The organism is Klebsiella huaxiensis (genome assembly GCF_003261575.2).
GTDB lineage: Bacteria > Pseudomonadota > Gammaproteobacteria > Enterobacterales > Enterobacteriaceae > Klebsiella > Klebsiella huaxiensis.
Genome location: NZ_CP036175.1, coordinates 1 through 26797 on the forward strand (window position 1 = coordinate 1; position 26797 = coordinate 26797).

General features: G+C 51.8%; 23 protein-coding genes, 1 pseudogene and 1 other annotated feature. Of the genes and pseudogenes, 18 read left to right on the plus strand and 6 right to left on the minus strand.

What is annotated here, in order from left to right:
• The 4 genes from dnaA to gyrB all read left to right on the plus strand — a co-directional run bounded on the left by dnaA (position 1) and on the right by gyrB (position 6169).
• Positions 1 to 1401, plus strand: a complete 1401-nt coding sequence (gene dnaA / locus DA718_RS00005) for a chromosomal replication initiator protein DnaA (protein ID WP_112215619.1) — start codon at positions 1 to 3, stop codon at positions 1399 to 1401.
• Positions 1402 to 1405: 4 nt separating this feature from the next.
• Positions 1406 to 2506 carry a DNA polymerase III subunit beta gene (gene dnaN, locus DA718_RS00010; protein ID WP_112215620.1) on the plus strand — a complete coding sequence of 367 codons (1101 nt, stop codon included), beginning with the start codon at positions 1406 to 1408 and terminating at the stop codon, positions 2504 to 2506.
• Positions 2507 to 2652: 146 nt separating this feature from the next.
• Complete coding sequence (gene recF / locus DA718_RS00015) at positions 2653 to 3726, plus strand: DNA replication/repair protein RecF (protein ID WP_112215621.1); 1074 nt, start codon at positions 2653 to 2655, stop codon at positions 3724 to 3726.
• A 28-nt stretch (positions 3727 to 3754) separates the two neighbouring features.
• On the plus strand, positions 3755 to 6169 hold the full coding sequence (gene gyrB, locus DA718_RS00020; protein ID WP_112215622.1) for a DNA topoisomerase (ATP-hydrolyzing) subunit B: 2415 nt from the start codon (positions 3755 to 3757) through the stop codon (positions 6167 to 6169).
• A gap of 18 nt (positions 6170 to 6187) precedes the next feature.
• Here the strand turns inward: gyrB and DA718_RS00025 are convergent, their stop codons facing one another.
• From DA718_RS00025 to DA718_RS00035, 3 genes are all read right to left on the minus strand, one after another.
• Positions 6188 to 7084, minus strand: coding sequence for a LysR family transcriptional regulator (locus DA718_RS00025; protein WP_112215623.1), 897 nt, complete (start codon positions 7082 to 7084; stop codon positions 6188 to 6190).
• A gap of 114 nt (positions 7085 to 7198) precedes the next feature.
• Entirely contained in the window at positions 7199 to 8389 is a 1191-nt protein-coding gene (locus tag DA718_RS00030; protein ID WP_112215624.1) for a mandelate racemase/muconate lactonizing enzyme family protein, read from the minus strand.
• A 16-nt stretch (positions 8390 to 8405) separates the two neighbouring features.
• On the minus strand, positions 8406 to 9668 hold the full coding sequence (locus tag DA718_RS00035) for an MFS transporter (protein ID WP_112215625.1): 1263 nt from the start codon (positions 9666 to 9668) through the stop codon (positions 8406 to 8408).
• A 310-nt stretch (positions 9669 to 9978) separates the two neighbouring features.
• On the opposite strand from DA718_RS00035, the gene yidA reads away from it, so the two are divergent.
• The 8 genes from yidA (at position 9979) to DA718_RS00075 (ending at position 17994) form a co-directional block, all read left to right on the plus strand.
• On the plus strand, positions 9979 to 10791 hold the full coding sequence (yidA, locus tag DA718_RS00040; protein WP_110276006.1) for a sugar-phosphatase: 813 nt from the start codon (positions 9979 to 9981) through the stop codon (positions 10789 to 10791).
• Positions 10792 to 11036: 245 nt separating this feature from the next.
• Positions 11037 to 11726 (plus strand): D-galactonate utilization transcriptional regulator DgoR, encoded by a 690-nt coding sequence (dgoR, locus tag DA718_RS00045; RefSeq protein ID WP_112215626.1) that lies wholly within the window; start codon positions 11037 to 11039, stop codon positions 11724 to 11726.
• Positions 11723 to 12598, plus strand: a complete 876-nt coding sequence (locus DA718_RS00050) for a 2-dehydro-3-deoxygalactonokinase (protein WP_112215627.1) — start codon at positions 11723 to 11725, stop codon at positions 12596 to 12598. Before dgoR ends, DA718_RS00050 begins: the two co-directional genes overlap by 4 nt.
• Positions 12582 to 13199 (plus strand): 2-dehydro-3-deoxy-6-phosphogalactonate aldolase, encoded by a 618-nt coding sequence (locus tag DA718_RS00055; RefSeq protein WP_112215628.1) that lies wholly within the window; start codon positions 12582 to 12584, stop codon positions 13197 to 13199. The genes DA718_RS00050 and DA718_RS00055 overlap by 17 nt, the downstream gene beginning before the upstream one ends.
• Positions 13196 to 14344, plus strand: a complete 1149-nt coding sequence (dgoD, locus tag DA718_RS00060) for a galactonate dehydratase (RefSeq protein ID WP_112215629.1) — start codon at positions 13196 to 13198, stop codon at positions 14342 to 14344. Before DA718_RS00055 ends, dgoD begins: the two co-directional genes overlap by 4 nt.
• Before the next feature lie 93 nt (positions 14345 to 14437).
• The gene (locus tag DA718_RS00065; protein ID WP_112215630.1) at positions 14438 to 15748 is read left to right on the plus strand and encodes an MFS transporter; all 1311 of its coding nucleotides are present in this window, start codon (positions 14438 to 14440) and stop codon (positions 15746 to 15748) included.
• Positions 15749 to 15762: 14 nt separating this feature from the next.
• Positions 15763 to 16707 carry a 2-hydroxyacid dehydrogenase gene (locus tag DA718_RS00070; protein ID WP_112215631.1) on the plus strand — a complete coding sequence of 315 codons (945 nt, stop codon included), beginning with the start codon at positions 15763 to 15765 and terminating at the stop codon, positions 16705 to 16707.
• Positions 16708 to 16767: 60 nt separating this feature from the next.
• Positions 16768 to 17994 carry a YidR family protein gene (locus tag DA718_RS00075; protein WP_112215632.1) on the plus strand — a complete coding sequence of 409 codons (1227 nt, stop codon included), beginning with the start codon at positions 16768 to 16770 and terminating at the stop codon, positions 17992 to 17994.
• 1 nt (position 17995) lies between these two features.
• Here DA718_RS00075 and DA718_RS00080 read toward each other — a convergent pair whose 3' ends face one another.
• Entirely contained in the window at positions 17996 to 18325 is a 330-nt protein-coding gene (locus DA718_RS00080; RefSeq protein ID WP_167492843.1) for a YceK/YidQ family lipoprotein, read from the minus strand.
• A 251-nt stretch (positions 18326 to 18576) separates the two neighbouring features.
• Positions 18577 to 18652, plus strand: a sequence feature (ROSE (Repression Of Heat Shock gene Expression) occurs in the 5'-region of heat shock genes and acts as an RNA thermometer to modulate expression.).
• Here DA718_RS00080 and ibpA point away from each other — a divergent pair.
• The 4 genes and pseudogenes from ibpA (at position 18646) to DA718_RS00100 (ending at position 21777) form a co-directional block, all read left to right on the plus strand.
• A complete protein-coding gene (gene ibpA / locus DA718_RS00085) occupies positions 18646 to 19059 on the plus strand; it encodes a small heat shock chaperone IbpA (protein WP_112215633.1) in 414 nt (137 codons plus the stop codon). (Overlaps the previous feature by 7 nt.)
• Positions 19060 to 19177: 118 nt before the next feature.
• Positions 19178 to 19606, plus strand: a complete 429-nt coding sequence (gene ibpB / locus DA718_RS00090; protein ID WP_112215634.1) for a small heat shock chaperone IbpB — start codon at positions 19178 to 19180, stop codon at positions 19604 to 19606.
• Between the two features lie 252 nt (positions 19607 to 19858).
• Positions 19859 to 20017, plus strand: a pseudogene (locus DA718_RS00095) (DNA damage-inducible protein D); the annotation flags it as partial.
• A gap of 98 nt (positions 20018 to 20115) precedes the next feature.
• A complete protein-coding gene (locus DA718_RS00100) occupies positions 20116 to 21777 on the plus strand; it encodes a putative transporter (RefSeq protein WP_112215635.1) in 1662 nt (553 codons plus the stop codon).
• Here the strand turns inward: DA718_RS00100 and DA718_RS00105 are convergent.
• Positions 21745 to 22491, minus strand: a complete 747-nt coding sequence (locus DA718_RS00105; RefSeq protein WP_112215636.1) for a GntR family transcriptional regulator — start codon at positions 22489 to 22491, stop codon at positions 21745 to 21747. The genes DA718_RS00100 and DA718_RS00105 overlap by 33 nt on opposite strands.
• Before the next feature lie 341 nt (positions 22492 to 22832).
• Between DA718_RS00105 and DA718_RS00110 the strand changes: the two genes are divergently transcribed.
• Together DA718_RS00110 and DA718_RS00115 are read left to right on the plus strand one after the other, a co-directional pair.
• Positions 22833 to 24455, plus strand: a complete 1623-nt coding sequence (locus DA718_RS00110) for an alpha-glucoside-specific PTS transporter subunit IIBC (RefSeq protein ID WP_112215637.1) — start codon at positions 22833 to 22835, stop codon at positions 24453 to 24455.
• Positions 24452 to 25774 carry a 6-phospho-alpha-glucosidase gene (locus DA718_RS00115; protein WP_112215638.1) on the plus strand — a complete coding sequence of 441 codons (1323 nt, stop codon included), beginning with the start codon at positions 24452 to 24454 and terminating at the stop codon, positions 25772 to 25774. Before DA718_RS00110 ends, DA718_RS00115 begins: the two co-directional genes overlap by 4 nt.
• Here the strand turns inward: DA718_RS00115 and DA718_RS00120 are convergent.
• Positions 25771 to 26664 (minus strand): helix-turn-helix transcriptional regulator, encoded by an 894-nt coding sequence (locus DA718_RS00120; protein ID WP_112215639.1) that lies wholly within the window; start codon positions 26662 to 26664, stop codon positions 25771 to 25773. The two genes, DA718_RS00115 and DA718_RS00120, sit on opposite strands and share 4 nt — an antisense overlap.
• Positions 26665 to 26797: the final 133 nt, after the last annotated feature.

Genomic DNA, 26797 nt, shown 5'->3' on the forward strand with positions numbered 1-26797 from the left:
GTGTCACTTTCGCTTTGGCAGCAGTGTCTTGCCCGATTGCAGGATGAGTTACCAGCCACAGAATTCAGTATGTGGATACGCCCTTTGCAGGCGGAATTGAGCGATAACACGCTGGCACTGTATGCGCCAAACCGTTTTGTGCTCGATTGGGTAAGGGATAAATACCTCAATAATATCAATGGCCTCCTCAATGAATTTTGCGGTGTTGATGCCCCACAGCTGCGTTTTGAAGTTGGCACTAAGCCTGCGGTTCAGCCGCACAGAAGCACAGTAAGCGTTGCGGCCACCGCGCCTGCGGCTCAGGTTCAGACGGCGCGCGTTGCGCCGACAATTGTGCGTCCGGGCTGGGACAACGTTCCCGCACCCGCAGAGCCGACTTATCGCTCCAACGTTAACATTAAGCATACGTTTGATAACTTCGTTGAAGGTAAATCTAACCAGCTGGCTCGCGCGGCGGCGCGCCAGGTTGCTGATAACCCTGGTGGAGCCTACAACCCGCTGTTCCTTTATGGCGGCACCGGTCTGGGTAAAACCCACCTTTTACATGCGGTCGGTAACGGCATCGTGGCGCGTAAACCCAATGCAAAAGTGGTTTACATGCACTCCGAGCGTTTTGTGCAGGACATGGTAAAAGCTCTGCAAAACAACGCCATTGAAGAGTTTAAACGCTACTACCGTTCCGTTGATGCCCTGCTGATCGATGATATTCAGTTCTTTGCGAATAAAGAGCGCTCGCAGGAGGAGTTTTTCCACACCTTCAATGCCCTGCTGGAAGGCAATCAGCAGATCATTCTGACGTCGGATCGCTATCCGAAAGAGATCAACGGGGTTGAGGATCGTCTGAAATCACGCTTCGGTTGGGGCCTGACGGTAGCGATCGAACCGCCAGAGCTGGAAACTCGCGTGGCGATCCTGATGAAAAAAGCCGATGAAAACGATATTCGCCTGCCGGGTGAAGTGGCGTTCTTTATCGCTAAGCGCCTGCGTTCCAACGTACGTGAGCTGGAAGGCGCACTGAACCGCGTTATCGCCAATGCCAACTTTACTGGCCGAGCGATCACTATCGATTTCGTGCGCGAAGCGCTGCGCGATCTGTTGGCGCTACAGGAAAAACTGGTCACCATCGACAACATTCAGAAGACGGTGGCGGAGTATTACAAGATTAAGGTTGCGGACCTGCTGTCTAAACGCCGCTCCCGTTCGGTGGCGCGCCCTCGTCAAATGGCGATGGCGCTGGCAAAAGAGCTGACCAACCACAGTCTGCCGGAAATCGGCGATGCGTTTGGCGGTCGTGACCATACCACCGTCCTGCACGCCTGCCGTAAAATTGAGCAGCTGCGTGAAGAAAGCCACGACATCAAAGAAGATTTTTCCAATTTAATCAGAATATTATCCTCGTGACGCTATGAAATTTACCGTAGAACGTGAACATTTATTAAAACCGCTGCAACAGGTGAGCGGTCCGTTAGGTGGTCGTCCGACGCTGCCGATTCTCGGCAACCTGCTCCTTCAGGTTTCCGATGGCGCGCTGTCGCTGACCGGTACCGATCTGGAAATGGAAATGGTCGCGCGCGTGGCGCTGATTCAACCGCACGAAGCGGGAGCAACGACCGTTCCAGCGCGTAAATTTTTTGATATCTGCCGCGGCCTACCTGAAGGTGCGGAGATCGTGGTACAGCTGGAAGGCGACCGCATGCTGGTACGCTCCGGGCGCAGCCGCTTCTCGCTGTCGACCCTGCCCGCCGCTGATTTCCCGAACCTCGATGACTGGCAGAGTGAAGTCGAATTCACCCTGCCGCAGGCGACGATGAAGCGCCTGATCGAAGCCACTCAGTTTTCGATGGCTCACCAGGATGTTCGCTACTACTTAAACGGTATGCTGTTTGAAACCGAAGGTTGCGAACTGCGTACAGTAGCGACCGACGGCCACCGCCTGGCGGTTTGCTCTATGCCGCTGGAAGAATCGTTGCCGAACCATTCGGTGATCGTGCCGCGTAAAGGGGTGATTGAGCTGATGCGTATGCTCGACGGCGGCGAGACGCCGCTGCGCGTGCAGATCGGCAGCAACAACATCCGAGCCCACGTGGGTGACTTTATCTTCACATCGAAGCTTGTTGATGGACGTTTCCCTGATTATCGTCGCGTATTGCCGAAAAATCCGGATAAACACCTGGATGCCGGCTGCGATATTCTCAAGCAGGCATTTGCCCGCGCAGCGATTCTCTCGAACGAGAAATTCCGCGGCGTGCGCCTGTACGTCAGTGAAAATCAGCTGAAAATCACCGCTAATAACCCGGAGCAGGAAGAAGCAGAAGAAATTCTGGATGTCACCTATGCCGGGACAGAGATGGAAATCGGCTTTAACGTTAGCTACGTGCTGGATGTGCTTAATGCGCTGAAGTGCGAGAACGTGCGTATTTTGCTGACCGATTCCGTATCGAGCGTGCAGATTGAGGATGCGGCCTCGCAAAGCGCAGCTTACGTTGTTATGCCAATGAGACTGTAGTGGAAAATATCGGGCTATCTTACTTGCCATTTTCAACCTGGGCTGTGCTCGCCCCTGTCACGTACTTCGTGTACGCTCCAGGGTCTGCGCGCAGTCCGCGTTGAAACTGGCTGCGCCGATAACGCCCTGGCCCAAAGAACGCTGATATGTCACTGACGCGCTTGCTCATCAAAGACTTCCGCAATATTGAAAATGCGGATCTCGCTTTATCCCCCGGCTTTAACTTCCTGGTTGGCGCTAACGGCAGCGGTAAAACCAGCGTGCTGGAAGCTATCTATACGCTCGGCCACGGTCGGGCGTTTCGTAGTTTGCAGATTGGCCGTGTGATTCGTCACGAGCAAGAGTCGTTTGTTCTGCACGGCCGCCTGCAGGGTGAAGAACGTGAAGTTTCCATCGGCCTGACCAAAGATAAACAGGGCGACAGTAAGGTCCGTATCGACGGTACCGACGGCCATAAAGTGGCAGAACTGGCGCACCTGATGCCGATGCAGCTGATTACGCCCGAGGGCTTTACTTTACTCAACGGCGGCCCCAAATACAGAAGAGCATTCCTTGACTGGGGATGCTTCCACAACGAAGCTGGATTCTTTACCGCCTGGAGCAACCTGAAGCGTCTGGTGAAGCAGCGTAACGCCGCGCTGCGTCAGGTCAGTCGCTATGCCCAACTGCGGCCCTGGGACCTGGAATTGATTCCGCTGGCGGAACAAATCAGCCGTTGGCGCGCCGAATATAGCGCCGCTATTGTCGAAGACATGGCGGATACCTGTCGGCAGTTTTTACCGGAGTTTGCCCTCACCTTTTCTTTCCAGCGCGGTTGGGAGAAAGAAACGGATTATGCCGAGGTGCTGGAGAGAAATTTCGAGCGTGATCGCATGTTAACCTACACCGCCCATGGCCCGCACAAGGCGGATTTCCGCATTCGTGCCGACGGTGCGCCGGTGGAAGATACATTGTCACGCGGGCAGCTTAAGCTGCTGATGTGCGCCCTAAGACTGGCGCAAGGTGAGTTTCTGACCCGCGAGAGCGGTCGGCGCTGCCTGTACCTGATAGATGATTTTGCCTCGGAACTCGACGACGCGCGGCGTGGGCTGCTTGCCAGCCGTTTAAAAGCCACGCAGTCGCAGGTTTTCGTCAGCGCCATTAGCGCTGAACACGTTATAGACATGTCGGACGAAAATTCGAAGATGTTTACCGTGGAAAAGGGTAAAATAGCGGATTAACCTAAGATTAAATGAGCGAGAAACGTTGATGTCGAATTCTTATGACTCCTCCAGTATCAAAGTCCTGAAAGGGCTGGATGCGGTGCGTAAGCGCCCGGGTATGTATATCGGCGACACGGATGACGGCACCGGTCTGCACCACATGGTATTCGAGGTTGTGGATAACGCTATCGACGAAGCGCTCGCAGGTTACTGTAAAGATATCGTTGTCACCATCCACAGCGACAACTCCGTCTCCGTACAGGATGACGGCCGCGGTATTCCGACCGGTATTCACCCGGAAGAGGGCGTGTCGGCGGCGGAAGTGATCATGACCGTGCTGCATGCGGGCGGTAAATTCGATGATAACTCCTATAAAGTCTCTGGCGGTCTACACGGTGTTGGCGTTTCTGTCGTAAACGCCCTGTCGCAGAAGCTGGAGCTGGTTATTCAGCGCGACAATAAAATTCACCGTCAGATTTATGCCCACGGCGTGCCGCAGGCCCCGCTGGCTGTGACCGGCGAGACCGAAAAAACCGGTACTATGGTACGTTTCTGGCCGAGTTATGAAACCTTCACTAACGTTGTTGAATTTGAATATGAAATTCTGGCAAAACGTCTGCGTGAGCTGTCGTTCCTGAACTCCGGGGTGTCTATTCGCCTGCGCGATAAGCGCGACGGTAAAGAAGATCATTTCCACTACGAAGGCGGTATCAAAGCGTTCGTGGAATATCTGAACAAAAATAAAACGCCGATCCATCCGAATATTTTCTATTTCTCCACCGAAAAAGACGGTATCGGCGTTGAAGTGGCGCTGCAGTGGAACGATGGTTTCCAGGAAAACATCTACTGCTTTACCAACAACATTCCGCAGCGCGATGGCGGTACCCACCTTGCGGGCTTCCGTGCGGCGATGACTCGTACCCTGAACGCCTACATGGATAAAGAAGGCTACAGCAAAAAAGCGAAAGTCAGCGCCACCGGTGACGATGCGCGTGAAGGTCTGATTGCCGTGGTTTCCGTGAAGGTGCCGGATCCGAAATTCTCCTCACAGACTAAAGACAAGCTGGTCTCCTCTGAGGTGAAATCGGCGGTAGAACAGCAAATGAACGAACTGCTGAACGAATACCTGCTGGAAAACCCGTCTGATGCCAAAATCGTGGTTGGCAAAATTATCGATGCTGCGCGCGCGCGCGAAGCGGCACGCCGCGCGCGTGAGATGACCCGCCGTAAAGGCGCGCTGGACCTCGCTGGCCTGCCGGGCAAACTGGCGGATTGTCAGGAACGCGACCCGGCTCACTCTGAACTGTACCTGGTGGAAGGGGACTCAGCGGGCGGCTCTGCAAAACAGGGGCGTAACCGTAAGAACCAGGCGATCCTGCCGCTGAAAGGTAAAATCCTCAACGTTGAAAAAGCGCGCTTTGACAAAATGCTCGCCTCTCAGGAAGTGGCTACGCTGATTACCGCTCTGGGCTGCGGCATTGGTCGCGACGAGTACAACCCGGACAAACTGCGCTATCACAGCATTATTATCATGACCGATGCGGACGTCGACGGCTCGCACATTCGTACGCTACTGTTGACCTTCTTCTATCGTCAGATGCCGGAAATCGTTGAGCGCGGCCACGTCTACATTGCACAGCCGCCGCTGTACAAAGTGAAGAAAGGCAAGCAGGAACAGTACATTAAAGACGATGAAGCGATGGATCAGTATCAAATCTCTATCGCTCTGGATGGCGCAACCCTGCACACCAACGCCAACGCTCCGGCCTTAGCCGGTGAGCCGCTGGAAAGACTGGTTGCCGAGTACAACGCTACGCAGAAAATGATCACGCGTATGGAACGTCGTTATCCAAAAGCGCTGCTGAAAGAGCTTATCTATCAGCCGACACTGGCAGAGGCCGACTTGGGCAATGAACAGACGGTGACCCGCTGGATTAACACTCTGGTGAGCGAGCTGAATGAGAAAGAGCAGCACGGTAGCCAGTGGAAATTTGATATCCGCGAGAACGCCGAGCTGCAGCAGTTTGAGCCGATCGTTCGCGTTCGTACCCACGGTGTGGATACCGACTATCCGCTGGATCACGAGTTTGTCACTGGGCCTGAATACCACCGTATCTGCGCGCTGGGTGAGAAACTGCGCGGCCTGATTGAAGACGATGCCTTCATCGAACGCGGCGAGCGCCGCCAGCCGGTTGCCAGCTTCGAACAGGCGCTGGACTGGTTGGTGAAAGAGTCCCGCCGTGGTCTCTCTATCCAGCGTTATAAAGGTCTTGGCGAGATGAACCCGGATCAGCTGTGGGAAACCACGATGGACCCGGATAGCCGCCGTATGCTGCGCGTGACCGTGAAGGATGCGATTGCCGCTGACCAGCTGTTCACCACCCTGATGGGCGATGCCGTTGAACCGCGCCGCGCCTTTATCGAAGAGAACGCCCTGAAAGCGGCGAACATCGATATTTAACCTGCCTTAATCCCCGGTCTACCGCTGGTTGGCCGGGGCATCATGATGCTCATCTATATAGCTGAATAGGAACTCTTTAAAGCGCTGAGTGGCGGGCGTTTGCGCGCGCCACGCATGGTAATAAACGTTCATATTGCGTTGCAGCGGCGGCGTGAGTGAGCAGGTCGATAGCTTGTAACTTTTGGCGTAATGGCGGGAGAATCTTCCGGCGATCACTACCCCTTCACATTGCGCCGCCAGAGACATGGCGGTCGCCATATGTTCCACCGTCATTTTAGGTTTAATGCGTACACCAGCGGTTGCGGAGATCATAGGGACAGATTCGTTGCCAACGGCAATCAGCTCTTCGCTCTGAATCTCTTCCCAATGTACCGTTTTTTTATGCAATCGATAGTCCGGATGGCAGTACAGGACTATTTCCGTTGTAAACAGGATTTGTTTGTCGATTTCTGGTTCCAGCGGCCGCTCTGGGCCGATACCGAAATCCGCTTCCCCGAGCATAATGCTTTTTTGCAGTTGAGACATAGGCTTATCGATTAACTGTACATGAGTATGCGGGTGCTGCCGCTTAAAGGCATGGATAATTTGTGGCAAAAAGGCACAGGCGATTAATGGCGCGCCGACGACTCGAACCAGGGATTTTTTTATCTCTTTCAGGTCGCGAGCATAGTTTTCGGCTCGTTGAAACTCTTCAACAACCCGCATAGCGGCGGGTAAAAACTTTTCTCCATCAGGCGATAGTTTCACTACGCGTGAAGTTCGGTCGAAGAGAGAGACCTCCATCTGGCTTTCCATTTCGTTGATTAGACCGCTAACGGCACCTTGCGTGATGCACAGATATTTGCTGGCGGCGGTAAAACTGCGCAAATCCGCGACGGCCAGAAACGCGCGAAATTGCCTGATAGTTAAATTCATTTGCCACCTGTGTCACCCCTTCACTGAGTGGATTTTATCTCAGGCCGGATAAGGTCGCGTTGATACGACTCGCAAATACAGGGGGTCTGCCTGCGGTGCAGGCAGACAGTTGGCTTATTTTACTGTGATAGTCGGTGATTTTTTCATGGTTTCTTCGGTCAGCTCCTGGCCGATACCGGGAAGCTCCGGGACTTCGTACATGCCGTTCTTCGGTAGATAGTTGTACTTACAGGTTTGCGTATTTGGCTCCAATAGCGCATATCGGTGCAGTTCGTGGATGACGAAGTTAGGGATCGCGGTTTCCATATGCAGGGCCACCGCCGTGGAAATTGGCCCGCCGCAAACGTGGATTTGCACCGTTTTATCATAAACATGCGCCATATCGCAGATTTTCTTCACTTCGGTAATGCCGCCGCAGGTGCAGATATCGGGCTGGATCACGCTCAGGCTACCGTTTTCCAGGAAAGGACGGTATCCCCAGCGCCAGTAAATGCGTTCGCCAGCCGCCAGTGGAATATTAACTTTATCAGCCACTTGTTTCATTTGTCCGGGGTTTAACGGCATGACAGGTTCTTCGTAGTAGAAAATACCCAGTTCTTCTATCATGCGACCAAACTGAATTGCGGATGTAGTATCCGTAAAGGCGTGCATTTCGGCGATGATATCAACGTCCGGGCCGACCGCATCACGAATGGCGGCCATACGGTCGTAGCCTAGGCGCAGGATTTTGTCGGTGAGCGGCCCGTTGAGGTTTTGCTGGTTCCAGTTACCGTGGCGATCCATTGCGACGGTATCCACTTTTATCGCGTCATAGCCTTCGCTGACGGCGGTCAGCGCCGCCTGTGCATACTGCTCCGGCTCGGTCAGCATATCTTTATCGCTGCCGTCCCCCCAGCCAAACTGTAACTGGCTGGCGTAAGTTCTTATTTTATCGCGGCTTTTACCGCCGAGCATCTTATACAGCGGTACGCCCCACGCTTTACCTTTGATATCCCACAGCGCGATATCAATACCGCTCATCGCAGCGGAAAATATGCCGCCGCCGCCCTGCCCCCAGAAGGTTTTTTTGAGCATCTTTTCCCAGATAGCTTCGTTATTCATCGGGTCCATGCCGATGATAATGGCGGCTAAATCTTTTGCCATGCCGATGCCTGCGGAGGCACCGACGCCGTAGGCCAACCCTACTTCGCCAAAACCGGAAATCCCCTCATCGGTATTAATTTTTACCACCACAGGGCGCCATTTACTGGTCGCGGAAGCAAAGTCGTTAGCAACATCAATAATGTCAATGCTGGTTATTTTCATTACACTCTCCTCGCAATTAATATTTTTTAATCGTTAAGATAAAAGCAGACAATACGGCGATAGCGCTGATGAAGACCAGGCATAATAATCCGCCTGTATAGGTTCCTGTAATCGCAATAAATAAACCGATAAATACGGGGGATAATGATGAAAGGCCATTGGCGACACCGTTCATTACACCGCTGGCAGCGGAAATAGACTTTCCTGGTATCATTCCCTGTAATAACGTCCAGGCAACGGGGGTACCCATCGTACAAAAAGCCACGGCAAATGAAAGGAGTATTGCTGACATATATTTGTGCTCGGTTATTGCACCAAAGTAAATGCTAATCCCGGAAAAGAACATTAATACCATTAATATTGGTGCGCTACGTCCTATTTTATCGACGAAGATCCCCGCAGCGGCTTTGGAAAATATCGACAGGACAAAGGGAAGCGACGCCAGCCAGCCCATTTCCGCCCAACTGAAACCTCTGGCCGATTTCAGGTAAGTCGGTAGCCAGGTGATCATGCCCCAGTACAGGCATTGCAGACATAGGTACCACAGTACCAGCATCCAGTAGCAGTAATTGGTAATAACGGGCTTTACCCGCAACATAAAACTTTCGCTATTGCCTTCGCTTTCCGTTTCCTGTCCGGCTTTGATATAAGTCAGTTCCTGTTCGCTGATACTTTTATGTTGTTCTGGTTTATCAGCAACATATCGCCATAGCAGCCAAAGTGGGATTAACCCGAGAGCGGCGCATAAAAAGAAGTTGGAACGCCAGCCGTGGGTGCCTATCCACCAGGTGAAAAAGGGCATTGCAATGGCGGGAGCGACTGACTGGCCGACGATCCACGCTGCGTTTGCCCGGCCACGCTCCTGCTTCGGAAACCAGTTTTTAATAAATACGCTTTGCAGAGGATAATAAAAACCTTCTCCGATACCCAGTAATATGCGGCAAATAATAATTAATGCAAACGATGTCGCAACTCCGCCAATAATTAAGGCGACGGTCCAGATTAGGATACAAAGCATCATCGCTTTTCTCGGACCAAGGTAGTCGCCAAGTGGTGATAATACAACATTAGCGATACCATAAGCTGCCAGAAAAGCAGTCATCATCATGCCAATTTGCAGTGGCATACCTTCAATACCCATATAGGCTAAGAAGGGTTCGTTCGCTGCTAATACAGAAACGTTAACGCGGTCGAGATAGGCAATGAATATTCCAATAAATAAACAGGTAACGATTAAAAATCTTTTCCTGGTCGGGGGGGCAGTAAGGGCCATCGACATTTTGCGATCTCCTTTAATCGGATAAATTATTTTAAAAGCATAAAACTTTCGTTTATTTGTACATTTGATTGATTTATATCCAAGGTAGCAACACTCTTTCAATTAGAAAAACGGTATTTTCTGTTTGATTAATGAGATTATCTAATACATCAAAGTATAAGGAGAAGATAATCAGTCGTACGTAACATGCTTTACAGGGGAAAAGAGGATTTATTCTTCGTTCTTTGGCCCCTTTTCCCCGCTTTCTATTGCTGTTTTTTGAGCGGAATCGCGTTAGCATGAGTAAGGACTCATCTTACCCGGGGATTTCATGGCTATTAAACTGATTGCAATTGATATGGACGGCACGCTGCTGCTGCCAGACCATACCATTTCACCTGCGGTGAAAACCGCGATTGCCGCAGCACGTGAACGCGGCGTCAATGTGGTGCTGACCACTGGTCGCCCTTACGCTGGCGTGCACAGTTATCTGAAAGAACTGCATATGGAGCAGCCGGGAGATTATTGCATCACCTATAATGGTGCTCTGGTGCAGAAGGCGAGTGATGGTAGTACCGTTGCGCAAACCGCGCTGGGCTATGACGACTATCGCTATCTGGAACAGCTTTCCCGTGAAGTTGGCTCCCACTTCCATGCGCTCGATCGTAATACCCTGTACACCGCCAACCGCGACGTGAGCTATTACACAGTGCATGAATCCTACGTGGCGACGATCCCGCTGGTCTTCTGCGAAGCGGAAAATATGGATCCGAACATCCAGTTGCTGAAAGTGATGATGATCGATGAACCGGCGATTCTGGACCAGGCCATTGCCCGCATCCCGGCGGAAGTGAAAGAGAAATACACCGTGCTGAAAAGCGCGCCGTACTTCCTTGAAATTCTTGATAAACGCGTGACTAAAGGCACCGGCGTGAAATCGCTGGCCGATACGCTGGGTATCAAACCAGAAGAAGTGATGGCGATTGGCGATCAGGAAAATGACATTGCGATGATTGAATACGCTGGTGTAGGCGTCGCGATGGATAACGCCATTCCGGCAGTGAAGGAAGCGGCAAACTTTATCACCAAATCTAACCTGGAAGATGGTGTCGCGTATGCCATTGAAAAATATGTACTAAATTAAATCATCTCGCTCATGAACAACCCGCGTCGATCGCGGGTTTTTTTATGCCCTGAGTTTACCACTCAAGAAAATCCTTACACTCAGTTGTCGTTTTTGTGATCTAAATTGTAGTACAACATAATAAAATCGTACTACATTATGTTCGTGGCGATAATGAGTGCTATCACGTTAGTACTACAAAGTTGCGGTCAAATCCGCCTGTCGCGGTAAAGTAGAGAGGTACATCCAGAGCACAAGGACTCTCCATGACTCTCAATAAAACCGATCGCATCGTCATCACGCTGGGCCAGCAGATTGTCAGCGGTAAATACGTTCCCGGCTCCGCGCTGCCAGCGGAAGCGGACCTGTGTGAGGAGTTTGAAACCTCGCGCAATATCATTCGCGAAGTGTTCCGCTCATTGATGGCTAAGCGACTGATTGAAATGAAACGCTATCGCGGCGCGTTCGTCGCTCCGCGCAACCAGTGGAATTATCTCGATACCGACGTTTTGCAGTGGGTGCTGGAAAGTGATTACGACCCGCGACTGATTAGCGCGATGAGTGAGGTTCGTAACCTGGTCGAGCCGGCGATAGCCCGTTGGGCGGCAGAGCGCGCGACATCAAGCGACCTGGCGCAAATCGAAGAGGCGCTCAACGACATGATCGCCAATAACCAGGATCGGGAAGCGTTTAACGAAGCGGATATTCGCTATCACGAGGCGGTGTTGCAGTCGGTACATAACCCGGTGCTGCAACAGCTAAACGTGGCGATCAGCTCGCTACAGCGAGCGGTATTTGAAAGGACCTGGATGGGCGATGCGGCCAACATGCCGAAAACGCTCCAGGAACATAAGGCGCTGTTTGATGCCATCCGGCATCAGGACAGCGAAGCGGCAGAGCAGGCAGCGCTCACCATGATTGCCAGCTCGACACGAAGGTTAAAGGAAATCACATGACATCTCGCTACATCGCAATTGACTGGGGATCGACCAATCTGCGCGCCTGGCTTTATCAGGGCGACCAGTGCCTGGAGAGCAGGCAATCGGAAGCAGGTGTGACGCGTTTGAATGGACAATCCCCCGCGGCGGTGTTTAGCGAAATAACCGAGGGCTGGAGCGATAGCTCTACCCCGGTAGTGATGGCGGGAATGGTCGGTAGCAACGTGGGCTGGAAGGTTGCTCCCTATCTACCGGTTCCCGTTCATTTTTCCGCCATTGGCGAGCGATTAACGTCCGTCAGCGACAACGTCTGGATTATTCCCGGACTCTGCGTCACTCGTGACGATAACCACAATGTGATGCGCGGCGAAGAGACTCAACTCCTTGGCGCGCAGTCGATAGCGCCTTCTTCCGTCTATGTAATGCCCGGTACCCACTGCAAATGGGTGCAGGCTGACCGCCAACAAATCAACGATTTTCGCACGGTGATGACCGGTGAGCTGCATCATCTGCTACTGCGCCACTCGCTGGTAGGCGCGGGTCTGCCAGAGCAGATCTCCGCCCCGGATGCTTTTACCGCCGGGCTGGAGCGCGGCCTCCATTCGCCAGATATTCTGCCTCAGCTTTTTGAAGTACGTGCTTCGCACGTGCTGGGCTCATTGCCGCGCGAGCACGTCAGCGAATTTCTCTCCGGTCTGCTGATTGGCGCGGAAGTCGCCACCATGAGTAGCCGCTTCGGTGACCTCCAGGTCACCATTGTCGCCGGAGATGCGCTGGCAAACCGCTATCAGCAGGCGCTGACCGCAATCGGCCGTCAGACAACAGTGGTGTCAGGTGATACCGCATTTCAGACAGGAATAAGGAGCATCGCTCATGCAGTGGCAAACTAAACTACCGCTTATCGCCATTTTGCGCGGTATTACGCCGGAAGAGGCGCTGGAACACGTGGGGGCCGTGATTGACGCCGGATTTGACGCCGTTGAAATCCCACTCAATTCACCGCAGTGGGAAAAAAGCATTCCCGCCGTTGTTGATGCTTATGGTGATAAAGCGTTGATAGGTGCGGGCACCGTGCTAAATCCAGAGCGGGTAGGCCAGCTCGCGCAAATGGGTTGCAAGCTTATCGTTACTCCCAACATTCAGCCCGAGGTTATTCGCTGTGCAGTGAGCTACGGCATGACGGTTTGCCCTGGATGCGCGACGGCGACAGAGGCCTTTACTGCGCTAGACGCCGGTGCTCAGGCGCTGAAAGTGTTCCCTTCCTCGGCTTTTGGCCCTGACTATATCAAAGCGCTAAAAGCTGTTTTGCCACCAGAGATTCCCGTTTTCGCCGTGGGCGGCGTAACGCCGGAAAATCTGGTCCAGTGGATAAAAGCAGGCTGTATTGGTGCCGGATTAGGCAGCGATCTCTATCGCGCCGGGCAGTCCGTAGAGCGAACCGCACAGCAGGCAGCAGCATTTGTTAAAGCGTATCGAGAGGCAGTGCAATGAAAATAACTAAACTCACCACGTATCGTTTACCCCCACGCTGGATGTTTTTAAAGATTGAAACCGATGAAGGCGTGGTTGGCTGGGGTGAACCCGTGATTGAAGGGCGCGCACGCACCGTAGAGGCGGCGGTGCATGAGCTCGGCGATTATCTGATTGGCCAGGATCCGGCGCGGATTAACGACCTGTGGCAGGTGATGTACCGTGCGGGCTTTTATCGCGGCGGGCCGATCCTAATGAGCGCCATCGCCGGTATTGACCAGGCGCTATGGGATATCAAAGGTAAAGTGCTGAATGCGCCGGTCTGGCAGCTGATGGGCGGGCTGGTGCGCGATAAAATCAAAGCCTACAGCTGGGTTGGCGGCGATCGCCCGGCAGAAGTGATTGATGGTATCAAGAAGCTGCGCGGAATTGGTTTTGATACCTTTAAATTAAATGGCTGCGAAGAGCTGGGGCTTATCGATAATTCCCGCGCGGTTGATGCGGCGGTAAATACTGTGGCGCAAATTCGCGAGGCCTTTGGCAATGAAATTGAATTTGGTCTTGATTTCCACGGCCGCGTTAGCGCGCCAATGGCAAAAGTATTAATTAAAGAACTGGAACAGTATCGCCCATTATTTATTGAAGAGCCGGTTCTGGCGGAACAGGCTGAATACTATCCGCGTTTAGCGGCGCAAACCTCGATTCCTATCGCTGCAGGCGAACGAATGTTCTCACGCTTCGAGTTTAAACGCGTGCTGGAAGCCGGCGGCCTGGCTATTTTGCAGCCGGACCTATCGCACGCTGGCGGTATTACCGAGTGCTATAAAATCGCCGGAATGGCGGAGGCTTATGATGTGGCGCTGGCGCCGCACTGCCCGCTGGGGCCTATCGCGCTGGCCGCCTGCCTGCACGTTGACTTTGTTTCCTATAACGCCGTATTCCAGGAGCAAAGCATGGGCATTCACTATAACAAAGGCGCGGAATTACTCGACTTTGTGAAGAATAAAGAAGATTTCAATATGGAAGGCGGCTTCTTTAAACCATTAATGAAGCCCGGGCTTGGCGTAGAAATCGATGAAGCAAGGGTTATAGAGTTAAGTAAAAATGCGCCAGACTGGCGTAATCCGTTGTGGCGCCTGGGAGATGGTGTTGTTGCTGAGTGGTAATATTCTAATCAGTTTATTAGTTTCTCTATATCAAACTTTGCCTTCTGACGGTGGTTTTTTATTGTTGAAGGCAAGGTGATGAGGTAATAATATATGAGCATTGAACTCTATACATCTACATTAAAAAAACTTAACATCAAAATAATACCTTTTGTCATTATTTGTTATTTTGTCGCGAACTTAGATAAAACTAATATATCTATCGCGGCTTTACAAATGAATGCCGATTTAGGGTTGACAGCCAGTATGTATGGGCTTGGTGTGGGGATGTTCTATATCTCCTATATCATTTTTGAAATTCCCAGTAATATTATTATGACCCGAGTAGGTGCTCGTATCTGGATTGCGAGGATAATGATTACCTGGGGAGTGGTAAGCGCCGGGATGTCACTGGTTCATACGCCAACGCAGCTCTACGTGATGCGCTTTCTATTGGGAATGGCTGAGGCTGGATTTACTCCAGGTATTATTTACTATATTTCCTGCTGGTTTCCTAAAAGTAATAGAGCTCGAGCTATGTCCTTTTTTTATATGGGGTCAGTTCTTGCATCGATAATTGGGTTGCCGGTCTCGGGATTTATTTTGAATATGCATGGTATTGCAGATATCGCGGGTTGGCGCTGGTTATTTGCGATTGAGGGGGTTCCGGCAATTATTCTTGGTGTTATGGTTTTATGGCTGCTGCCATCGAGTCCTGAAAAAGCTCATTGGCTATCGGGTTCAGAAAAAGAATGGTTGGTATCACAGTTAGCTGAAGATAACCGAAGTGTAATGGTTAACAAAAACCACTCATGGCTAAGTGCATTGAAAAATAAAGTTGTCTTATTGTTAAGCTTAGTATGGTTTTTGCAGGCTTTCGGGTCTATCGGTATTACTTTGTTCTTACCTTTGATTATAAAAAGTATTGCCAGCGAGCAGAGTAATTTTGTTATTAGTTTACTGGCTGCTGTGCCATTCATTTTCGCATGTTTATTTATGTATCTTAATGGGCGTCATTCTGATATGACGAAAGAACGATCATTACATATGGGATTGCCATTGATTTTGGCTGGGATATCTCTAGGGATTGCTATCTATTCAGGTAATCTGCTGGTCTCCTATATTCTTCTGGTACTTACGGTTGGATTTAACTTTGCCTTGACTCCAGTTTTTTGGGCTGTCACCACTGAAAAGCTTGCCGGTGTTGCTGCAGCTGCATCTATTGCTTTTATTAATACTATCGCAAATTTTGTTGGGTTGGGTCTGCCTCCTATTTTAGGCAAGATTAAAGATCTGACAAATAGCTATCACTACGGTCTGCTTATTGTTGCCATCGCTCTGATATTAGGAGGGATTGTCGGCATAGCCGTTTCCCGACCCGGTAAAAGCACGTCAATAAAGCAGTCAGTTCATTCTTCATTATAAGTGAATAAATAAGCATGAAATTGAAAATATTAAAACAAGCATCATTACCTGAACAACTGACAGCAGAACTAGAACGATTGTACGAAGTTTATGAATATGAGTCACTTACAGTCGGTGAGTTAGATATTTTGGCGGAACAATTCACTATTATGATTACGAATGGTGAGGCTATCGTAACACGTCAACTTATTTCCAGCCTACCGTCTCTGGAACTGATCGCTGTTTTTGGCGTGGGTTACGATGGCGTAGATGTTCGTGCCGCAGCCGATCATCATGTTGCCGTCAGCCATACGCCAGGGGTATTAACTGATGATGTTGCTGATTTAGCCATGGGGTTGATGTTGGCGACGTCGCGGCAAATCGTTGCTGCACAGAAGTTTATTGAAGAAGGGGGCTGGCGTCAGGGTGGTTTTCCATGGACACACAAGGTTTCGGGTTCGCGAGTTGGGATTGTTGGAATGGGGAGAATTGGGCAGGCAATCGCGCGACGGTGCGAAGGGTTTGCGATGCAGGTTTCCTATAGCGACCGTAAAGCAATACCCGGGTTGGATTATACTTGGGTTGAGGATATTTCTATTCTGGCGTCACACAGCGACTTTTTGATGGTATGTACACCAGGTAGCGCAGAAAACCAGGCACTTATTGATGACCGGGTGCTAACAGCGCTGGGAGCGAGCGGTATTTTAATTAACATTTCTCGCGGTAGTGTAGTGGATGAATCTGCACTGGTTAAAGCTCTGGAAGCTGGAATCATTGCTGGAGCAGGGCTGGATGTTTTTAGTCACGAACCTGAAGTTCCGCAGGGACTGTTGTACCGTGCGAATGTTGTGGTGACTCCGCATATGGCAAGCGCGACCTGGAGTACCCGGGAGGCTATGTCTCGATTAGTCCTTGATAATGTGTCGGGTTGGGTAAGAGATAAGACTTTAGTTACTCCTGTTCCTGCGCTTGAACCATAGTCATCTTTTGGCAGATCAACTACTCTGAAGCGCTAATTAGGCTTCAGAGTTTATCCGTCTATGAAACAAGTCACCTTTGCCCCCCGCCATCATCAGCTTACCAATACCCGCACCTGGACGGCAGATAGCCAGTGGCTGGTTTTCGATGTCCGCCCGTCCGGGGCGTCATTTACCGGCGAAACTATTGAACGCGTCAATGTTGAAAGCAGCGACGTTGAAGTGATCTATCGTGCGACAAACGGCGCGCACGTTGGCGTGGTGACCGTTCATCCATCGGTAGATAAATATGTCTTTATCCACGGCCCGGAAAACCCGGATGAACACTGGCATTACGATTTCTACCATCGTTGCGGCGTAGTGACTTATCAGGGAGAAACGCACAATCTTGATGCGATGGATATCACCGCGCCGTATACGCCAGGGGCACTGCGCGGCGGCAGCCATGTGCATGTCTTCAGCCCAAACGGCGAGCTGGTCAGCTTTACCTATAACGACCATGTGCTGCGTGAGCGCGATCCATTACTCGACCTGCGTAACGTTGGCGTGGCGGTGCCCTATGGCCCGGTAATTCCAGGTGGACAGCATCCACGTGAGTATAGCGGCAGCCACTGGTGCGTACTGGTCAGCCGGACAACATCGACGCCTACCCCGGGTAGCGACGACATCAACCGGGCCTACGAAGAGGGCTGGGTCGGCAACCAGGCGCTGGCGTTTATCGGCGATACGCTATCGGTAAATGGCGATAAAGTACCGGAGCTTTTTATTGTTGATCTGCCTAAGACCGAACAGGGCTGGAAGCAGTCGGGTGATGCGCCGCTGGCAGGGACTGAAACGACGATGCCCGCGCCTCCGGCTGGCGTTGTTCAGCATCGCTTAACGTTTACTCATGAGCGTCGTTACCCTGGGCTTGCGAATACGCCGCGCCACTGGGTGCGGGCCAACCCGCAGGCCACGGAGATTGCTTTTCTGATGCGTGATGATACCGGCGTCGTTCAGCTATGGCTTATTTCGCCACAAGGCGGCGAACCGCGGCAGCTAACCCACAATAGCGCAGATATTCAATCGGCGTTTAACTGGCATCCATCAGGAAAATGGCTGGGCTTTGTTCTGGAAAATCGCATTGCGCTTTGCAATGCGCAGAGCGGGGAAATCACCTTCTTGACCGACGCGCATGAAAATCCGCCATCGGGCGATGCGATCGTCTTTTCGCCAGACGGCAAACAGCTTGCCTGGATGGAGGAAGTGGACGGTTACCGCCAGCTATGGGTAACCGCAACAGCGCGTTGAATTACGGGTTAGGCATCCGCGCTGGCGGGATCACCGAATTGGTCGCCAGCGTCTCTTTTTCGCTCTTTTCTACGCGCGATTTGACCGAGCTATCGGTACGGAACATATCCCACGGCAGCAGCAGCGTATCCATCACGGCAGTCAGCGGCATATCCAGGGCCACGAGGGATTTAGTTCCCCAGTTAGCGTCGCTGTCCCCAAGCATTTGCGCGCTGGCGCGCGTTCCCGGATAGGTTCCTTCTTTACCGCCGGTATGTGACATCACGCTGGAGCAACCGCCCAAACTTATCATCCCGCTGAACAGGACCAGCTTTAACAGACCGTTTTTCATTATTCTTCCGTCATCGTTACGGGCGTTGATAGAACCTTCTACGTACATATCGGTTATATCGGGCCATTCCATGGATGCATAGTGCCATTGCGCTGCACTGTGGCAGGCGTCGCACTTTGCCTTTTGTGCTGTGACTCCAGTCTAAGCAATAGACCACAAACTGCAAAAAAAATTGCCTTGTTGGCCTTGAAAACACCATGGATATACCCATTTTAGGAATGTGACCCGTAGAGAATACGCCGAATGGGTATTCTGGGTAATAACGACCTGTCCATGATGGAAGGTCAGATAATTCTCGCTGATTTCAGGAGCTATGTATTATGCGTAATTTCGATCTCTCCCCGTTGTATCGTTCTGCTATTGGTTTCGACCGCCTTTTCAATCTGTTAGAAAATAATCAAAGCCATAGTAATGGCGGCTACCCTCCGTACAACGTTGAATTAGTAGACGAGAACAACTACCGCATCGCGATTGCCGTTGCCGGTTTTGCTGAGAGCGAACTGGAAATTACCGCTCAGGATAATCTGCTGATCGTAAAAGGCGCCCACGCCGCTGAGCAGAAAGAACGTACTTACCTGTATCAGGGTATCGCTGAACGCAATTTTGAGCGTAAATTCCAGCTCGCGGAAAATATCCATATTCGCGGCGCCAACCTGGTAAACGGTCTGCTGTATATCGACCTGGAGCGAGTTATTCCTGAAGCGAATAAACCGCGCCGTATCGAAATCAACTAATTTCGTCGGGCCGCTAACGTGGCCCGGTATTAATGTAAAAATCTGCCTGCCGTCAGGGGGCAAATGCGAATCCACAGGATTTGCAGATATCTACTCGCTTCTTAGAAGGAGAAATACAATGCGTAACTACGATTTATCCCCACTGCTGCGTCAATGGATCGGTTTTGACAAACTGGCCAACGCCCTGCAAACCGCCGGTGAAAGCCAGAGCTTCCCACCCTATAACATTGAGAAAAGCGACGATAACCACTATCGCATTACCCTTGCGCTGGCTGGTTTCCGTCAGGAAGATTTGGATATTCAGCTGGAAGGTACGCGTCTGACGGTAAAAGGCGCGCCACAGCAGCCGGAAAAAGAGACCAAATGGCTGCATCAGGGGTTGGTGAGCCAGGCATTTAGCCTGAGCTTTACGCTCGCCGAAAATATGGAAGTCTCAGGGGCAACCTTTACCAATGGCCTGCTGCATATCGATTTGACCCGTAACGAGCCGGAACAGATAGCTCCGCAGCGTATCGCCATCAGCGATCGTCCCGTCTTGAATAGCTAATTAAGTGAACATGTATAAAGCCCCGATTTTCGGGGCTTTTTTGTGCGCGTATGCTCATAAAATGCCCTTGCTGCAACAGATGTTTCAGTTTAAAAAATAATCAGATTTTATAGGTTCACTGAAACAGTGATATGTAATGAACGAACAGCAGCCATTCGAGGTGATAAAAAATAGAGATGAGGCGGTAAGGGAGTGAGTCCCCAGGAGCATAGATAACTATGTGACTGGGGTGAGCGAGCGTAGCCAACACGTAAGCAACTGGCTAATCAAACCCATTATGAAGTTGGGCAAAAAGTGCGTCAGACGATTAAAGATCTTGGCGGCACGATGCCGGAAGCGCTTCCTTTTCCGGAGAAAAGCATTCAGCAGCTAAAAATCGCCGCGAAAAAGAAAGATGCTCCTGAGTCGTAAGCCTGATCCCGTGATTATTGTGCGCCAGGCGGCATACAGTCTATTGAGAGCCAGTCATAATCCTCTTTGTTCATAATGTTATTCACAGGGAAGAGACGATGAGTGATATAGCATTGACCGTTAGCGTCCTGGCGCTGGTTGCGGTAGTTGGATTGTGGATCGGCAATGTAAAAGTGCGCGGTGTCGGCTTTGGTATCGGAGGCGTGCTGTTTGGCGGAATCATCGTCGGCCACTTCGTGGACCAGGCGGGCATCACGCTCAGTAGCCCAATGCTGCACTTTATTCAGGAATTTGGCCTGATTCTCTTCGTGTATACCATCGGTATTCAGGTGGGGCCGGGCTTCTTCGCCTCGCTGCGCGTTTCCGGCCTGCGGCTTAATCTCTTCGCCATTCTTATCGTGATCCTTGGCGGTTTGGTCACCGCAGTCCTGCATAAACTGTTCGATATCCCTCTTCCGGTGGTGCTCGGCATCTTCTCCGGGGCCGTCACCAACACGCCAGCACTGGGTGCCGGGCAGCAGATCCTGCGCGACCTTGGCGTGCCGTTTGATACCGTCGACCAGATGGGGATGAGCTATGCCATGGCCTATCCGTTCGGCATTTGCGGCATTCTGCTGACGATGTGGCTGGTTCGGCTGTTTTTCCGCATTAACGTCGAAAAAGAGGCCCAGCAGTTTGATGAGAATAGCGGCAATGGTCACGCTCATCTCCAGACTCTCAACGTGCGGGTCGAAAACCCGAACCTGAATAATATGGCGATTCAGGATGTCCCGATGCTTAACAGCGATAAGCTGATTTGCTCGCGCCTCAAGCGTGAGGAAATGCTGATGGTGCCTGCGCCGAATACCCTGATTCAGCTTGGCGACCTGCTGCATCTGGTTGGGCGGCCAGAGGATTTACATAACGCCCAACTGGTGATTGGTAAGGAGGTTGCCACCTCGCTCTCCACTCGCGGTACTGACCTGAAAGTTGAGCGTGTGGTGGTCACCAACGAGAAGGTATTGGGTAAAAGAATCCGCGATCTGCACTTTAAACAACGCTATGACGTGGTTATCTCGCGCCTCAATCGTGCTGGGGTTGAGCTGGTCGCCAGCAGCCATGCCAGCCTGCAGTTTGGTGATATCCTGAATCTTGTGGGCCGTCCGGAGGCGATTGATGCGGTTGCTGCCGAACTTGGCAACGCCCAGCAAAAACTCCAGCAGGTGCAGATGCTGCCGGTGTTTATCGGCATTGGTCTGGGCGTTCTACTAGGCTCTATTCCGCTGTTTATTCCTGGGTTCCCGGCGGCGCTGAAGTTGGGTCTGGCCGGAGGGCCGCTAATTATGGCGCTGATTCTCGGGCGTATCGGCAGCATCGGTAAGCTGTACTGGTTTATGCCGCCCAGCGCCAACCTCGCGCTGCGCGAACTGGGCATTGTGCTGTTCCTGGCGGTGGTTGGGCTGAAATCCGGCGGCGACTTTGTGGCGACGCTGATTGAAGGTGACGGCATGAGCTGGATTGCCTACGGCATCTTTATCACCGGCATACCGCTGTTAGCTGTAGGGATTTTGGCACGTATGTTCGCGAAGATGAACTACCTGACCCTGTGTGGCATGCTGGCCGGTTCAATGACCGACCCTCCAGCACTGGCTTTTGCCAACAACTTGCACGCCACCAGCGGTGCGGCGGCGCTCTCCTACGCCACCGTTTATCCGCTGGTCATGTTCTTACGCATTATTACCCCGCAGCTACTGGCGGTGCTGTTCTGGGGAATGGGTTAACGGATTTTCCGCGTGGACGCGCCGCAGATGGTAGTCCACCTGATACACACTGGCGTTACGAAACATCACCGAGTAGTTTAGAAACTCGCCGCTGTCGCTGTAGGAAAGGGAGGTAATGCGCAGCAGCGGCGTCTGTTCTGGTACGTTCATCGACTGCGCCAGCTGCTTGTCCGCAAGCACTGGCGACAGCGTTTCATAGTTACCGCTGATGGTTATCCCACACTCCTTCTCGATATAATCGAACTTCGACCCCTCCAGATGCACCAACGACAGATTACGAAACAGCTTCACCGGCATATAGCTGTCTTCCAGCATTAGCGGCTTGCCATCGACATAGCGCACCCGGCGCGAGAAGTAGATCCGTTCATCAATTTGTATTCGCAGCAGGCTGGCGATAGCCGGAGGCGCGGGCATCACCTCGAAAACCAATACCCGGCTCACTACCTCCTTACCATGCTTGCGTAGCACCTCGGCCAGCCCGGTCAGATTGGTGGTTTCATGATGTAAGTCTTTGCGGGCGACATAGGTACCGGAACCGTGCCGACGCACAACCAGCCCCCAGGTGACCAGCAGATCGATGGCTTTACGGATGGTCATGCGTGCGACGCCGAACTCTTCAGCCAGCTTTTTTTCGCCCGGAAGCGGGCTACCGATATCGAAATCGGAGGAATTCAGCCGCAGACGCAATCTGTCGGCGATGGATTTGTAGATCACCAGTAGACCTCTATTCACTATGTTGAAAGCGATGCCGAATGGACGATTTCCTATAAAAATTAAATTAATACAGAAAGATAAAAACTATTCGTCATGATGATTTCATAAGCTGAATTCATCATGTCTATTTTTTTATAAAAAAGTAGACAACATTGACGCAATTAAAACCATGAAAGCGATCACGAATCGCAACGGCGCTGCATGTTGCCGCTCGGGCAAATTTCTATCCTCGTTTCAGGCCAGTACAAATAGTTACCCAGAATAATTCACCGCTGTACGTGGAGTATGACGGGTATGAATAAGGCCACTCACCCTACGAGTTGTTACATGAGGATTTTCAAATGCTCAGTCAAATACAACGCTTTGGCGGCGCCATGTTTACCCCGGTTTTGCTCTTTCCTTTCGCCGGGATCGTGGTGGGTATCGCCATTATGCTGCGTAACCCGATGTTCGTCGGCGAAGCGCTCACCGCACCCGATAGTTTATTTGCTCAGATCGTTCACATCATTGAAGAGGGCGGCTGGACTGTCTTTCGTAATATGCCGCTGATTTTTGCTGTCGGTCTGCCAATCGGCCTGGCGAAACAGGCTCAGGGCCGGGCCTGTCTGGCGGTACTGGTGAGTTTTCTCACCTGGAACTATTTCATCAACGCCATGGGGATGACCTGGGGCCACTTCTTCGGCGTCGACTTTTCCGTTGAACCGACCGCAGGCAGCGGCCTGACGATGATGGCCGGGATTAAAACGCTCGATACCAGCATTATCGGCGCGATCGTTATTTCCGGGCTGGTGACCGCCCTGCATAACCGCTATTTCGATAAACCGCTGCCGGTTTTTCTCGGCATCTTTCAGGGCTCCTCGTTTGTGGTGATTGTCGCGTTCCTGGCAATGATCCCTTGCGCCTGGCTCACTCTGCTCGGCTGGCCAAAAGTGCAGATGGGCATTGAATCGCTGCAGGCCTTCTTACGCTCTGCCGGGGCGCTGGGCGTCTGGGTATATATCTTCCTCGAACGCATCCTGATCCCGACCGGTCTACACCACTTCGTCTACGGACCATTTATCTTCGGTCCGGCGGTAGTGGAGGGTGGCATTCAGGTCTACTGGGCGCAGCATTTACAGGAATTCAGCCAGAGCACCGAGGCACTGAAAACCCTGTTCCCGGAAGGCGGATTTGCGCTGCACGGTAACTCGAAGGTCTTTGGTTCGGTGGGCATTGCGCTGGCGCTTTACTTTACCGCCGCGCCGGAAAACCGCGTCAAAGTCGCCGGGCTGCTAATTCCTGCCACTTTGACCGCCATGCTGGTGGGGATAACCGAACCCCTGGAATTCACCTTCCTGTTCATCTCGCCGCTGCTGTTTGCCGTCCACGCTGTACTGGCGGCCACCATGGCGACGGTGATGTATATCTGCGGCGTGGTGGGCAACTTTGGCGGCGGCCTGCTTGACCAGTTCCTGCCGCAAAACTGGATCCCGATGTTCCACAACCACGCGTCGATGATGTTTATCCAGATAGGCGTTGGCGTGTGCTTCACCGCGCTCTATTTCGTCATTTTCCGTGCGCTGATTCTGCGCCTGAACCTGAAAACGCCGGGCCGTGAAGACAGTGAAATCAAGCTCTACAGCAAAGCCGATTACCAGGCCGCTCGCGGTAAAACCAGCGCCGCAGGGGCGACGGATACCAAACTGGGCCAGGCCGCAGGCTTCCTGCAGGCGCTGGGCGGGGCGGGCAATATCGAGAGTATTAATAACTGCGCCACCCGGCTGCGCATTGCGCTGGTTGATATGGCGAAAACACAAAGTGATGACGTGTTTAAAGCGCTGGGCGCCCACGGCGTTGTGCGCCGCGGCAACGGGATTCAGGTCATTGTCGGCCTGCACGTTCCCCAGGTCCGCGACCAGCTTGAAACCCTGATGAAAGATTCTCTACAGACCGAACAAACCACCATGACGGAGGCAGTATCATGAAAAAATTCTCAGTTGTTATCGCAGGCGGCGGCAGTACCTTTACCCCGGGCATCGTACTGATGCTGTTAGCAAACCAGGATCGCTTCCCGCTGCGGGCGCTGAAATTTTACGACAACGACGGCGCGCGTCAGGAGACCATCGCCGAGGCATGCAAAGTGATCCTCAAAGAGCAGGCACCGGAGATTGAATTCAGCTACACCACCGATCCGCAGGCGGCCTTTACCGACGTTGATTTCGTGATGGCGCACATCCGTGTGGGCAAATATCCGATGCGTGAAAAAGACGAAAAAATCCCGCTGCGCCACGGCGTGTTGGGCCAGGAAACCTGCGGCCCTGGCGGTATTGCCTACGGTATGCGCTCCATTGGCGGGGTACTGGAGCTGGTGGATTATATGGAAAAATATTCACCGAATGCCTGGATGCTCAACTACTCCAACCCGGCGGCAATTGTGGCGGAAGCAACCCGTCGCCTACGTCCGAACGCTAAAATTCTCAACATTTGCGATATGCCGATCGGCATTGAAGGGCGGATGGCGCAAATCGTCGGTCTCAAGGATCGCAAGCAGATGCGCGTGCGCTACTACGGCCTTAACCACTTCGGCTGGTGGACCTCGATTGAAGATCTGCAAGGTAACGATCTGATGCCGAAGCTGCGCGAACATGTGGCGAAATACGGCTATGTTCCGCCATCTAACGATCCGCACACCGAAGCGAGCTGGAACGATACCTTTGCTAAGGCGAAAGACGTGCAGGCGCTGGATCCGGATACGATGCCGAATACTTATCTCAAGTATTACCTGTTCCCGGACTACGTGGTGGCGCACTCCAATCCAGAACGTACCCGCGCGAACGAAGTGATGGATCATCGTGAGAAAAACGTCTTCAGTGCCTGTCGCGCGATTATTGAAGCAGGTAACTCTTCCGCAGGCGATCTGGAAATCGACGAACATGCTTCCTATATCGTCGATCTGGCGGCGGCTATTGCTTTTAATACCCAGGAACGCATGCTGCTGATTGTGCCGAACAACGGCGCGATTCATAACTTTGATGCCGATGCGATGGTGGAAATTCCTTGCCTGGTCGGCCACAACGGACCGGAGCCGTTAACGGTTGGCGATATTCCTCATTTCCAGAAAGGGATGATGAGCCAGCAGGTGGCGGTGGAAAAACTGGTGGTGGATGCCTGGGAACACCGCTCTTACCACAAGCTGTGGCAGGCTATTGCGCTGTCGAAAACCGTACCGAGCGCCTCCGTTGCTAAAGCGATTCTTGACGACCTGATTGCGGCCAATAAAGAGTACTGGCCGGAACTGCATTAATCCTGCTGACCGGCATCCGTTGGGTGTCGGTCATTCATTTTTAGCACCTCTGAGGGGGCATAGCCGAAGCGGCGTTTAAACGCTTTGCTGAAATGAAAAGAGTCAAAGAAGTTCAGCATTCCCGCAACCTTACTTACGGTATTTCCCTCCTGCTTCAATAACGACTGTGCCAGTTCCAGTTGCGCATTGAGGTAATACTCTTTTGGTGTTTTACCGGTATAGCGCAGAAACAGACGCCGCAGCCAGGGCTCACTGCACTGCATGGCGTCCGCCATATCGGCCACGCTCCAGCGCTTTTGCGGGTTAGCGTGGAGAGTGGCAATCAGGTTTTCCAGCTTTTGCATCTGCCGGTCTTTGTTGCCACTTTCGGCAATCAGGCAAATCCATTGATAGATGATTTTCGTTAAATAGGCCACAGCCAGATTATTTTTTAGCGGATCGCGATCTGCAATCAATAATGCTACTTCATTTAACTCTTTATTAAATACATCACCATGATAAATCGTTCCAATTTGCAATATTGGAATAGGCATCAGTGTGGTAGGAATAAACTCCATCCAGTACTGCTCCCAGACCAGGCCAGCACAGTGATAGGATTTTATCTCAATAGGTTTTAAAAATATGACACAGTTCCCATTCAGCGTAATTTCAGAGTTGTCTTTCAGATATATTTTTCCGCATCCCTGAAGGGTGTATATCGCTACCCAGGAGTTGGCGATAAGCGGTTTCTTTTTATCGCGAGGCCAGCTGACCCGGTAGCTTTCATCGGCAAGGGTATGCCATAGCGAGAGCAGTGAAATCCCGCTTGAGATCACATTTTCTTCCAGAACTAACGGAATATTATACGTAGTTTCGTTTTTTACATGCGAAATTTGTATTTTTCCATTCATTTTAATTTCCCATCAGCGAATGATGCCTGCAACCTGCTAGAGGGAATTTAGCAAAAAAATAACTCTTCAGGGATACGTTACCCATTATTTTATGAATCTCATCGCCTTACCTGGATAAAACGCTATTCCTTTG